General features: G+C 69.2%; 13 protein-coding genes and 1 pseudogene. 2 read left to right on the top strand and 12 right to left on the bottom strand.

The features are described 5' to 3' along the window. The 8 genes from DP939_RS02155 to DP939_RS02125 all read right to left on the bottom strand — a co-directional run bounded on the left by DP939_RS02155 (window position 1) and on the right by DP939_RS02125 (window position 2,726). Window positions 1-282, bottom strand: a complete 282-nt coding sequence (locus DP939_RS02155; protein WP_113978223.1) for a hypothetical protein — start codon at window positions 280-282, stop codon at window positions 1-3. Next, entirely contained in the window at window positions 279-485 is a 207-nt protein-coding gene (locus DP939_RS02150) for a hypothetical protein (RefSeq protein WP_113978220.1), read from the bottom strand. Before DP939_RS02150 ends, DP939_RS02155 begins: the two co-directional genes overlap by 4 nt. Then, complete coding sequence (locus tag DP939_RS02145) at window positions 482-781, bottom strand: hypothetical protein (RefSeq protein WP_113978218.1); 300 nt, start codon at window positions 779-781, stop codon at window positions 482-484. Before DP939_RS02145 ends, DP939_RS02150 begins: the two co-directional genes overlap by 4 nt. Next, on the bottom strand, window positions 778-1,032 hold the full coding sequence (locus DP939_RS02140) for a hypothetical protein (RefSeq protein ID WP_113978215.1): 255 nt from the start codon (window positions 1,030-1,032) through the stop codon (window positions 778-780). The genes DP939_RS02145 and DP939_RS02140 overlap by 4 nt, the downstream gene beginning before the upstream one ends. Further along, the gene (locus DP939_RS02135; protein ID WP_113978213.1) at window positions 1,032-1,781 is read right to left on the bottom strand and encodes a DUF7666 domain-containing protein; all 750 of its coding nucleotides are present in this window, start codon (window positions 1,779-1,781) and stop codon (window positions 1,032-1,034) included. Before DP939_RS02135 ends, DP939_RS02140 begins: the two co-directional genes overlap by 1 nt. Continuing rightward, a complete protein-coding gene (locus DP939_RS02130) occupies window positions 1,781-2,113 on the bottom strand; it encodes a hypothetical protein (protein WP_113978210.1) in 333 nt (110 codons plus the stop codon). The genes DP939_RS02135 and DP939_RS02130 overlap by 1 nt, the downstream gene beginning before the upstream one ends. An 83-nt stretch (window positions 2,114-2,196) precedes the next feature. Continuing rightward, the gene (locus DP939_RS45950; RefSeq protein WP_158578434.1) at window positions 2,197-2,352 is read right to left on the bottom strand and encodes a hypothetical protein; all 156 of its coding nucleotides are present in this window, start codon (window positions 2,350-2,352) and stop codon (window positions 2,197-2,199) included. Window positions 2,353-2,438: 86 nt separating this feature from the next. Then, window positions 2,439-2,726, bottom strand: coding sequence for a helix-turn-helix domain-containing protein (locus tag DP939_RS02125; RefSeq protein WP_158578433.1), 288 nt, complete (start codon window positions 2,724-2,726; stop codon window positions 2,439-2,441). A 168-nt stretch (window positions 2,727-2,894) separates the two neighbouring features. On the opposite strand from DP939_RS02125, the gene DP939_RS02120 reads away from it, so the two are divergent. Together DP939_RS02120 and DP939_RS02115 are read left to right on the top strand one after the other, a co-directional pair. Beyond that, the gene (locus tag DP939_RS02120) at window positions 2,895-3,419 is read left to right on the top strand and encodes a helix-turn-helix domain-containing protein (protein ID WP_113978205.1); all 525 of its coding nucleotides are present in this window, start codon (window positions 2,895-2,897) and stop codon (window positions 3,417-3,419) included. 310 nt (window positions 3,420-3,729) lie between these two features. After that, the gene (locus tag DP939_RS02115; protein ID WP_147267826.1) at window positions 3,730-4,290 is read left to right on the top strand and encodes a hypothetical protein; all 561 of its coding nucleotides are present in this window, start codon (window positions 3,730-3,732) and stop codon (window positions 4,288-4,290) included. A 64-nt stretch (window positions 4,291-4,354) separates the two neighbouring features. On the opposite strand, the gene DP939_RS02110 is transcribed toward DP939_RS02115, so the two are convergent. The 4 genes and pseudogenes from DP939_RS02110 to DP939_RS02095 form a co-directional block, all read right to left on the bottom strand. Next, the gene (locus DP939_RS02110) at window positions 4,355-5,752 is read right to left on the bottom strand and encodes a recombinase family protein (RefSeq protein WP_113978201.1); all 1,398 of its coding nucleotides are present in this window, start codon (window positions 5,750-5,752) and stop codon (window positions 4,355-4,357) included. Window positions 5,753-5,781: 29 nt separating this feature from the next. Continuing rightward, window positions 5,782-6,615, bottom strand: a pseudogene (locus DP939_RS02105) (TadA family conjugal transfer-associated ATPase); the annotation flags it as partial. Continuing rightward, entirely contained in the window at window positions 6,615-7,691 is a 1,077-nt protein-coding gene (gene ssd / locus DP939_RS02100) for a septum site-determining protein Ssd (RefSeq protein WP_113978199.1), read from the bottom strand. The pseudogene DP939_RS02105 and the gene ssd, both read right to left, overlap by 1 nt. 2,770 nt (window positions 7,692-10,461) lie before the next feature. Then, entirely contained in the window at window positions 10,462-11,253 is a 792-nt protein-coding gene (locus tag DP939_RS02095; RefSeq protein WP_113978196.1) for a Fic family protein, read from the bottom strand. Window positions 11,254-11,442: the final 189 nt, after the last annotated feature.

The following is an 11,442-nucleotide window of genomic DNA, read 5'->3' as shown; positions in this document are numbered from 1 at the left end:
TCACGGCGTCCATCGGACCCTCCAGCGGAGCAACAGGAGCAGAAAAGCGTTGGCCGCGAGGATCGCGCCGGGCAGAGTCGGGCCGTACTCGACCGTCCAGCCGATCGCCACACCGGCCTCTGTGAGGCCGACCACGAGAAGCACCCAATTGCCGCTATGGGCGGTCGGGCGGAACCGCGCGGCGCGCGTACGCCAGGGGTGCGGGTCGCGGACGCGGCGGCCCGTGTGCTTGACGTATTGGCCCGGATGCTTGACGAGCTTGGGGATAGCGGGGAGGCTCACGACCTCACCCCCGCGACGGCGATCCAATCGTCTGACGCAGAGACGCTGAGGGCGGTCGCGGCGGCCAGGGCGAGCGTCGCGTGAACCTGAGCCTCAGCGGCCAGGGCAGCACCGACGACCGGGTCGCCGCCGTCGCCGTAGGTCCAGTGGTGAGCGCGGTCGGCGAGCTGTTCGGCCTGGCGGTAGTGCTCTGGGCCGGTCACTGGGACACCTCCACAAGATCGAGAAGCGCGGCCAGTTCAGGCGACCCCCATCCGGCCCAGCGCGTCTCGCGTTCGGCGCGGTGGATGGCGGTCTCCAGGTCGTGCGTCCGGCCGGCCAGCGCCCGCCACTCCCCCGCGCTACAGCGGAAGGCGATGTAGCTCTGCCGGGCGTGATGGTCGTACGGGATCGCCGACACGACCACGTCCAGGTCGCCGCCGATGCGGTGGCCGACATACTCGATGTGGTACGCCTCGTAGGTGCCGAGGACCATGCGGCAGTCGGGCAGGGTGATCATGCCCCCCTCCTGACCTTGCGGAGGACGCCGGGGCGGATCCAGCAGCCGGGCCGGTCGCGCCAGGTCACCCAGACCACGCCGGGGTCGGACCCGTTGAGCAGGATGTGCGCCGTGCGGCGGCCCCAGTCGTACTGTGTGGCGATTGGGTCACCGGCGGGGCACGGGGTGATGGTGCCGGTCGCGCCGGTGGCGCGGTGGACGACGGCGGTCCGCTCGGGCCACACGTCGGCGAGGTTGTCGAGGCGAGACATCACGCCACCACCCGCGTGCGACCGAGGGAATCGACCTCATGCAGGACCGTGCAGCGGCGCACCTTGACCTTGTCGCCGAGGTGGACGATGCTGTCGGCGAGCTCGACGCGGCAGGCGAGGATGCGCATTCCGGGCTGCCACAGCTCGACGTATTCGCGCACGTGTGCGGGCGACGGCGACAGGTGCAGGCCGCCGCCGCAGTCCGGGTAGGTGCTCCAGTCCGGCGCGGTGACGGTCCCGCCGAGCGGGTAGTGCATGCCCCAGCCGGAGTAGAAACTCGCGCGAACGCCCTTGTAGAGGACGATCGTGTCGTCGTCGGCGACCTTGACGCCGTAGTGTTCGCACCACCGCCGGATGTCGCCGTGGCGTACCAGCGGGGCCTCGATGACCTTCCCGCCTGTCACCGTGGTCTCGCGGTCGCACCGGTAGACGGTGACGTGCGCCCCGGCGGTCACCTCGCTGCTGCCGTAGGCGCGGACCACCGTGTCGCCGTACGCGGTGACCCGCGAGCTGTAGGCGATGACGGCGACCTGGTCGTAGGCGGTGACCTGACCGCGACGTGTCTCGATGGTCGCGTGGCCGCGGGCGATGACCGGGGTGTTGCCGGCCGCGACGTGGGCGGACCCGGAAACGGTCAGCGGACGCCGATCGCCCGGGGCGATCTTGATGTAGCCCTCGAACGCGTGCAGGTCGGCGTCTTCCGGTGCCACCGCGTACTCGGCCTGGCTCTCGATTTCGACGTACCGCATCAGGCCACCGCCGACGTGCGCGAGCGGATGATGACGGGCAGATCGGCCGCGAGGGTGATCCAGTCGTGGCCGATCTGCACGTCGTTCTCGTGCAGGTCCCGTCCGGGGACGTCGAGGACGTTGCGGACCTGGCCCACGCCGAGCACGTCGCCCTCGCGGATTTCGTACGCCATCAGCGGTGCTGCGCACCCGCCGGGGCAGGGCAGCATCTCGCCGCCGACCGCGACGTCGTGCGGGGCGACGGAGGTTCTGTACATCAGCCGGTGCGGGGCCAGGCAGACGGAGCAGGACGCCTGTGGAACCGGTGGTCTCGCGGTCGGAGGGATGGCCATGGGGGTCTCCTTCGGTACAGTCGGGGTGTCGGGGTCTCCGACACCCGCCCCGAGCTGTTGGCTCAGCTCGGGGCATCTGCATGTCAGGCCGCGTTGGCGGCCGGTCGGATGTACGGCGCGAGAAGCGCGGCCACGCGAGTGCGCTGCTCGTCGGTGAGCGGTGGGTCGTGCGCGCCGTCCTCCCATCCGGCGGCGTACGCCTCGGCTGGAGTGCGGCAGATGCGGGACGGGGCAGGCACCGGCTCGGCGGTGCGGGCGTCATGGCCGGGCCTTGCGGTTTCCCCGCGGTCCGTTGACCCCGTCCCGCAGGTCTGTGGGTTCGCGTTCACGCTGAGAGCGCCTCATCGTCGGTCGCGATATCGCCGTCGGTGGCGACGCCGTGCGGATCGGCGAGGATCGCGCGCCGGTCTTTGAGCTGGAGGGCTCGCAGCATGGCGGCGAAGACGCTCGGGCTGACCCTCTGGCGTTCGCCGAGTTCGATCCGTACGAGGTAGGGGCGACTGATGCCGATGGTGGCGGCGAACGGCTTGGTGTCCCAGCCGCTCCGGACGCGCAGCTCTCGGAGAGCGAACCCATTGACCCCGATCGTTGTCGGCGTGGTGCCTTTGGACATGTCCATGAGTCTAGGCATAGCTTGGCACAGCTTTCAACAGCTAGCGCCAGGTACTTTCGAAATCATGTCCGAGATACCCCAGAACTGTGGGTAGATAGCGAGGAGCAGGGAGTATGTAGTCCTGAAGTTATGTGAAGATGTGCCTTACTGTGCCTGACTGTGTCTGGCATGATGGCCACCATGGACCAGGAAGCACGGAAGAGGCTGGGCGAGGCCGTGCGCCGCACGCGGACCGCGGTCGGCCTATCCATCGACCAGGCCGCCGAGGCCGGCGGGATGAGCCCCGTGACATGGAGCCGTGTCGAACAAGGCAAGGCCGTCCGCGAACTCTCCTACGCCGGAGTCGAGCGCGTGTTCGGCTGGACGGCGGGCAGCGTCGGGCTTGTCTCCAAAGGCAAGGATCCTGTGAACCTCCCGGACGCCGGCCAGCGTGCCGCGATCACCGCGGACGAAGCCAGGCGGATCGCGCGACAGCTTCCCCTGGAGGTCCTCCGGAAGATCGTTCGCGAAGAGCTACGTGAGTCCGCCCAAGGCGCGGATCTTGCCGCGGCCGACCGCTCCCGGCCATGGAACGAGGTGATCGACGCGCTGCCCGATCTGTCCGACACCGAAAAATGGCTGGCCATAAATGCCATTACGTCCTGGCGGTCAACCCAGCCCCAGGCGAAGGGGGATAGCGAAGAATCCGCATAATTGTCACGGTCCAATTACAGATCCTCTGCTTGGGCTGGACTTGAGCACAAATGTGGCGTGGGGTGGGTCTTTGCCTGGGACAGCGCATACGACCCTCTAGAGACACAAAGGCGCACCCGTGACATCACCCCCACCCATCAAGCCCGGCGTCAACGGCGACGGCGGCGACACGGACGAGAACGCGCGACTACGGCGAGACGTAGCCGTCATGAGGAAGCTCGTGGCCGTCTACCAACAACGCGAACTCGAACGGTCACTCGGGGCTCCCCCGCCCGCGCCCCTCCTCCTCGCATGGCACTCACAGGCGTCCATGCAACCCGTCGAGGTAGATGCTTCCGGGCAGGCCGTCACGATTATCCGGGACGGCCCACCACGGCCAATCGATCCCACCCGTGATGTGCGGGACTGGCAAATGATCGAGGAAGCGATTCGAAAGGGAGGCGATTCGGAAGGCGCAGAGCGAAGCATGATTTGCATTCCGAAACTCCACTTCGCGTATCTGCCGTCCGACACTCCGGCCCTGGCCTGGAGAGGGCCGGACGGCCAGCTCCACGTCATGGTCAACGCAGCGATCCCCGCACGTCAACGGCTCACCGCCGTCCGAACCCTCGTCGGCCAGCTCGGCGATCGCCACCACCGCGGCGATGAAGGTAACGGCGGCGTGACGCTCCCCTTACCGATCTTCCTTGCGGCGGATGCCGTGAGGCGGACCGTGATGCGGTACCCCACTGCCATAACTGCCCGGCGCGGCGTCGCTATCCTCGCGACCATTCCGGCCAAGGTCACCGCGATTGGCGGCACACTGCCATCTCCCCTCGCTCGGCCGCCGGTGACCCCGGCCACCGCCAGGTCGGGAGTCACCGCCACCTGAGACGAACCGCCAGGCAGGGCAGGGTCGCCTCCGGGCGCGCAGTCAAAGGCGACGGCACGCTGAACTAGCCCTTGATCGGGTCAAGGCGGACGCTCTTCGGATCAAAGCCCGGTCCGCGCCATGTAGCCGGAAGAATGACCACTCGGTACAGAGCGCGGACCGTGGCCGCTTGGATGTCCACCGGCGTCGCGTCCCACTGCTCCTGGGTGATGCCCGCCATCCGGGAGATTAGCCGCTGCCTGCTCGTCGCAGCCTGCTGCGACCGCAACTCGGTGATTCGTCGCGTGAATCCGGCGAGCGAATCGGCGAGATCCTCCGGGTCGAGGTCGGGGTGGTCGGCGAGTCGCTTGAAGGCGGCCTTCGTCTCGGCGCGGCGCCGTTCCAGCGCCACAATCTCCTGTGCGACACCGGGCTCGGATCCGAGGACCTGATCCATCAGCTTCGGATCTTGGAGCCGTCGCAGCACGCGGCCGGCAACGTACCGGTCCAGATGCTCAACGTTGCGGGCGACCCGGTTCGGGCACTCCTCATTCCAGCAGTAGTAGAGGCGAGCCGACTTCCGGTTCCTGCCACCTACGGGCTTAGCTCGCGCCTTGGATCCGCAGGCGTGGCATTGGGCGATCCCGGTCAGCAAGTGGCGCCGCTCACGGCCGGCGAACGGTTGCGCGTACTTGTTGGACTCCAGGATCGCCTTGAGGTTTTCCCACTCCTCTGGGGAGATGATGGGCTCCCACGCGGCCTCATATATCTCTTGCCCCCGCACGATCAGCCCGGCGGTCCTCGGCGCTTGCAGATGGTGGCGCAGGGCGGTGGAATCCCACCGATTGCCCATGCTGGTTCTGCACAGCGTGTTCATCCAGCGAGCGGCTCCGCCGATCGACTGGCCCGCGATGATCCGCTGGATCGCCTCCCGCAGGATCCGCACCTCGTGCTCCCGCTGGGTGACGCCGTCGTCCTCGAATCCGAAGGCGCGCTTGCCGCCGCTGGCGGGTAGACCGCGCTCGGCACGCGCCTTCCATCCCCGCTTGACCCGCCGCGATGTGTCGGCGGACGACCTGCACGCCTGGGCGGCCTCGATCCGCAGGATGAAGCGGTCGTCCTCGCTCGCCAGGTCCCGCACGCCGGATGGTGAGGCGAGCTGAATCTTACGGTCGTCGGCGATTTGCAGGAGAAGCTCCAGATCCCACGGCTGCCGAATGAGACGATCGCCGTGGTACACGATCACTCCATCGATGAGCTCCGTGCGCAGAGCCTCCAATAGGGCGTCCCAGCGGGGTCTCTTCCGGTTACGCTGCCACGCAGAGCGGCTGTTGTCGCTGTAGATGTGATCTTCAGCGATCGGCCAGACGAGCCGGTCGGCCAGGGCCCGGCAGTCGGCCTCCTGGCGTTCGACTTTTTCCACAGACCCGTCGGGGGCGTAAGACAGGCGGCAGTAGATGGCGACGCGGTGGGGAGTCTGCATGGGCCGAGTATAGGTGTCTGCTTGACATTCATCTCCGTGACCTCCTGGCCGCGCACCTCGCCCACGACGAGCCGGTCCGGTCGCATGCGCAGGGCCTGTCGTACGAGGTCGCGAAGGGTGACGCCGCCAAGGCCCTCGACGTTGGGCGGGCGGGACTCCAGCCGGACGACGTGCTGATGTGTCGGGCGTAGTTCGGCAGAGTCTTCGACCAGCAGAAGTCGTTCGCCCGGATCCACCTGGGACAGCAGCGCGCTGAGCAGTGTGGTCTTGCCACTGCCCGTGCCCCCGGTGACGAGGAACGCCAGGCGATTGGCGATCAGGCCGGTGAGCGTGCCGACCGCCTCAGGCGGGACGGTGCCGGCCGCGACGAGGTCGGAGAGGGTGAAGGCACGCCGTGGCGGCAGCCTGAGTGACAGGCAGGTGCCGCCGGGCACGAGGGGCGGCAGGATCGCGTGCAATCGCACGCCGCCCGCCAGACGGGCATCGACGAACGGCGAGGCGTCGTCGAGCCGTCGCCCGGCCCCCGCGGCCAGGCGCTGGGCCAGTCGCCGCAGCGCCTCGTCGTCGGGGAAGCCCACCTGGGTACGGCGTAGCCCGTGGCCGTCGTCGATCCAGACCGCGTCTGGCCCGTTGACCAGCACGTCGGTGACGTCGGGGCGAGCCAGCAGCGGTTCGAGCGGGCCTGCTCCGATCAGGTCGGCGCACAGGGCTCTCGCGACGCTGAGGACCTCGGCGTCGCCGAGGATGGCGTTCTCCGCTCTGAGGGCCACCGCCACGTGGGACGCGGTCGGCTCGGCCCCCGCGCGGGCGAGGCGTACACGCACGGCCTCGACGAGTTCGGGAGAGACGGATTCGGCCTTCATCACACGTGCCCCCGTTCGGTCGCAGGGTCGGTGCCGTTCTCGACCAGGAACGCGTCGAGGAATGATGTGCAGAACTGTCCAAGCGGCGTCTTGGGGCCGATCGGTGGACCGTGGCCGTCGTTGATGTGTTCGCTGAGGCGGGGTTGGTCGGGAAGGGTGCCGACGGAGGGCAGGTCCAGTGAGGATGCGATAACGGCGTCTCCGACGAGGCCGGGGCGCATGATCGCGCGGATGTCTCCGGCGTGGGATCTGAGGACGCCGAGGACTTGGTCGGCGGCGAGGGCACCGCGGACGTCGGGGCGGACGAGGATCACGGTCGTGGTCGCCCGTATCAGGGCCTCGGTGGCCGCGGCGTCGAGATGGCGTGGCAGGTCGACCACGATGAGGTCGAATCCGCGTTTCGCCGACTCCAGGACGGATCGCATGGCCTCGGGCGGCACGGGATCGGTCACCCCGCGGTCGAAGGCCAGCACGAAGAGCTCGCCGAATGCCGGTAGGACTGCCTGTAGCGCGCCTGGGTTGACCCTTCCTTCTCTGGCCACCAGCTCGGACCAGCGGGCACCGGTGGTGTCCTCGCCGGCCACGACGACGTCGATGCCGCCGCCGAGGGGATCGGCGTCGAGGAGCAAAGTGCGCAGACGTCGCCGGGCGGCGACGCGGGCAAGCGCGGCCGAGAACACACTTGCCCCCACACCGCCGCTGCCGCCGACGACGCAGATGACCAGTCCCACCTGCGCGCCGGGCTCGGTGACGTCGGCGAACTCGTCGACCAGACGGCGCTCGGCGGCGGGCAGCTCCAGGACGGCCTGCGCGCCCACGGCCACGCATCGGCGGAACGTATCGGGGTCCCCGCCTTCGCGGGTGACGAGGAGGACCCGCGAACGCGGGGGCGGCCCGCATGATGCGAGGGCATCGGCCGCGTCGGCGCCCACGACCACCACGGGAGCGCGGGTCCAGTAGGGCCGGGCGTGCGCGGGCGAGTGGGCGACATCGAGCTCGGTGCCTGCGGCGGCTGAGATACGGAGCAGGTCGTCGAGCAGATCACGGTCTTCTGTGATGACCAACGGGCGGATCATGGTGGCCTCCTTCAAGAGCGGAAGCCCCACAATGGGCTATCGGCGCCAAGCGGTTCGGCACCGAACGGCATTCTGTGGATAAAGGGGGGTGGGCTGGGGTGGTGAGGCTGTGGATAACTCGCATCGTCAGCGGGGCGGGGGGTATCGATCAAGGCACTGTGGCGCCGGGCTGGGAGTGGGCAGAGCCAGCGGGAACGAGGGGTGACCAGCAGGAATGAGACACCGCTGGAGGTGGGACTCTAGGGCTGGCCGGCGCGGGAAGACGCAGGAGCACTGGCGGGCGAGGTATTGGGACGCCAGTGAGGAGCATCGGCGGGAAGGGACATCGTCGGCGGGAATGCGGTCCGGATGGTAGGCGGCTTCGGTGGGGAGCGGGCGTCAGCGGCGGGCAGCATCGGACGGCGCGCAACGGCGTCGATAGGGACCGCCATGGCACAGCATTGCGTACGACGGCAGCGTCCGGCGAGAGAGCCACTGTGGCGCCGGTGGGGAGTGGGTAGCGTCAGCGGGGAGATGCTTCATCGACACACGCGCACAGCACTGCCGGGAGGTGGGTTTCGCCAGAAGGCGCGGTCCACCGGCAGGGCCGCGACGGGCTATACGCCGGCGGCGGACGGCTGGCAGCGTCGATAGGTGAGGCACCGCGACACCAGCGGAGTGGGCGGCCTCTGCGGCAGGCATGCGATCGACATGGGTGCACAGCGCTGGCTGGACGTGGGCTTCGGCGAGAAGAGCGCACAAGCAGTGGGCAACGTCCACGGGGACCGTATGCGTCGGCGGGCGGCGCCGACAAGTGAGGCACCGTGGCACCCGTCGGGAGCGGACAGCGTCCGGCGGAAAGAAGCAATGATCGCCGAGGCGTGTGCAGCGGTGATGGGCGCTGGACAGCCGTAGAAGCCGAGCATGCGCCAGCGGTGGACGGCGAGCAGCGTCCACGAGGACCGTACAGCGTCGGCGGACGGCGGGCGGCGCCGAGGCGCGGGGCACCGCGGCACCGGTCGCAAACGGGGGGAATCCAATGGAAAGCGCACGATTGACGATGGGGCGGTAGGAGCCGAGCATGCGCCAGCGGTGGGCGGCGAGCAGCGTCCACGAGGACCGTACAGCGTCAGCGGACGGGGGCGGCGTCGACAGGTGAGGGACCGCGGCACCAGTAGAGTGGGCGGCCTCTGCGGCAGGCATGCGATCGGCATGGGTGCACAGCGCTGGCTGGGATGGCGTCCCCACGAGTGGTGGAAATGCCGCCTGGCTCCACGTTCCGGCGGACCGCCGCTGGCGGGCGCCGGGCACCGCCGTCGTGCGTCTCGCCGTTGCGGCGCCCGTGGTGGTGCGGCCGGGCGATCACGATCCGGCGGACCACGGCCGTTCTTGCCGGTCCACCAGGTATGACCGTGATCACTGGACTTTTACACCACTAGGTGGGACGCCATCCTGGCTTGGACGTGGGCTTCGGTGAGAAGAGTGCACGAGCAGTGGGCGACGTCCATGAGGACCGTTCAGCGTCAGCGGGCGACGTCGACAAGTGGGGCACCGTGGCACCGGTCGGGAGCGGGCAGCGTCCGGCGGAAAGACGCGATGATCGACGAGGCGTGTGCGGCGGTGATGGGCGGTGGACGGCCGTAGAAGCCGAGCATGTGCCAGCGGTGGGCGGCGGGTGGCGTCCACGAGGACCGTACGGCGTCGGTGGGTGGCCGGGCGTGGGGCGGCCGGAAGGGGTGTGAGGGGCGCGGGCGTGGACGGGGGATGGCGACGCCTCGCGGTGGGAGGGGGCCGGCGATGGCTCCGGGCCCGGCGGTGGATGGCGGGCGGGGCGATGGCGGGCACCGCGTATACGGGCGGTGGGGAGTAGCGGGAAGGGAGGTACTGGGGTCGAGGAGTTCGGTGGGTGACTGCTAGGCGCGCGCGGGGGCCCGGGAAGTGATGCCTGCGATCTTGGTGCGAGCCGGGGGGTTACGCGTCCTCGGCGAGGGGGGCTGGGGTGGTGCGGACCGGGGCGGCGAGGCGGGGTGTGCTTTGGGGGGCAAAGGGGCGACCCCCGCCGGGGGGGAGAGCGGGGGTCGCCAACCGGTCCGGCTCCGGGGGGGTAGAGCCGGTCCCGTTTCAGAAGAAAGCTTTCAACACTTCACCAGGGCATGGCAAGGGACATGCAATGCGTCCCCGTGCACACTCACTCCAGTTTAGGGAGATACCCACGTATGCTGCCCGATCCACTTGAGTTTCGTCGAGGAGCAATCTGCAATTTCCGCCAAGTTTTTTCGACGTAACCGTACAACTACTCTCCGTTGCCGAATCCGGACATCCGACCGAAGCCCCATATCGCTCACTCAGCGTGAGCACACCCGGCCACCCATCCCCCCGCCGCCCATCGCGATCTCACACCAAAGAGGTATATGAGGAGATACGGGGGATTCATCCGATTGTGTCACAATTTGGTGAAGATGATTGGTAAAGGTCTTGCTTCAGGGGGTTCCCATCAGGGCAGATCCGACGTAGAAAGGTGTCACGGACTGATTGTCCGGGCACGGCCGCCGGGCACCCACGCGCGACCAGCCGCGGGAGGCGCGTCGAGGCGGGCTTGACCCGCTCCGACGGATACGAGGTGCACGCTTGGTAACCCGGTGCGACGTGCCGGCGACGGCGTCCCAGTCCAGGGACGCCGTCCGCTGTGTTTACGGCCCGCCGGTGGACGGCGGCAGGGCGACGGGCCCGCGAAGGACCCCCGCTACGCTGGCACTTCTCGCAAGACCCCAGGTAGATCGATCACTGTGCGTCAGCCGCGCTGCAGTGCTTCGCACACCGCGGTGGCCTCTCGGACGCCGAGTGTCACCGCCAGGGCACAGTGCCGTAACCATTGGCCGACCCCGTCGCGACTACCTGTCAGATAAGCCTGGAGGTTCTCCCCGTACGAGGACTCGACGTGGCCGACCTCGACGGTGGCGAGCGACTTCGGGTCGAGTCCGAACTCGGTCAGCGTCAGGCGTTCGGCGGCCCGGGCCACGAGGCCGTCGGCCACTCCGAAGGGCCTGAGCACGGCTATCTCGGCGTGTACGACCGCCGCCAGGACCACCGCCGGGGCCTTGGTCTCACCCGTGACCAAGGCGACGAGCGCGTCCATGCGCGCCGCGGTCTCCTCAGGGGACGGGGCCGGGCCGAGGCCGAGAGGGTCGTTCGGCGGGACGCCGGGCGCGTCCGCGACCCGCGGGCGGCCCAGGCGGGCCTCCTCCACCAGGCCGGTGGCGGCGAGGGTGTGGAGGCGGGCCAGTACCTGACGCGGGGCCGTACGCCAGGTCTTGCTGAGCCGGCCCAGTTCGGCGGAGACGCGCAGCGCGCCCTGGACCAGGGGGTCCGTCACCTCGCCCGCCCGCAGCGGGCCGAGCGGGGCGTCCACGCCCTCCAGCGCGGCGGAGGCGCGGGCGCCGCGCAGCGCGGATTCGGCCGACACCTCAGGACTGCGACGTCGCAGTACACGGTGGCGGTAGAGCCGGTCCACCGCTTCCCTGGCCTCGGTGACGGCCTCGGGTACGCCGGGCAGCTCGGCGATCACCGCCAATGGGTCACTCACACCGCCCGACCCTACCGAGGCACTGCGCACAGCCGCCCAGGTGGGGAGGGGGTACGTCACGGCGAGTGCGGAGGGTGGCCGGACAGAGATCAGGTGAGGGGTGATTGGGCGCGGGCTGACCGGCGGACTTTCTCATTGTCGGGGTCCGCGGGCCGTCGCGGCCGTTGGACCGTTCGGCGAGGCGTTGGG

The sequence above is a fragment of the Spongiactinospora rosea genome, from assembly GCF_003315795.1.
GTDB lineage: Bacteria > Actinomycetota > Actinomycetes > Streptosporangiales > Streptosporangiaceae > Spongiactinospora > Spongiactinospora rosea.
Note: the sequence above shows the minus strand (reverse complement) of the source record. Positions and strands in the feature narration are given on the sequence as shown.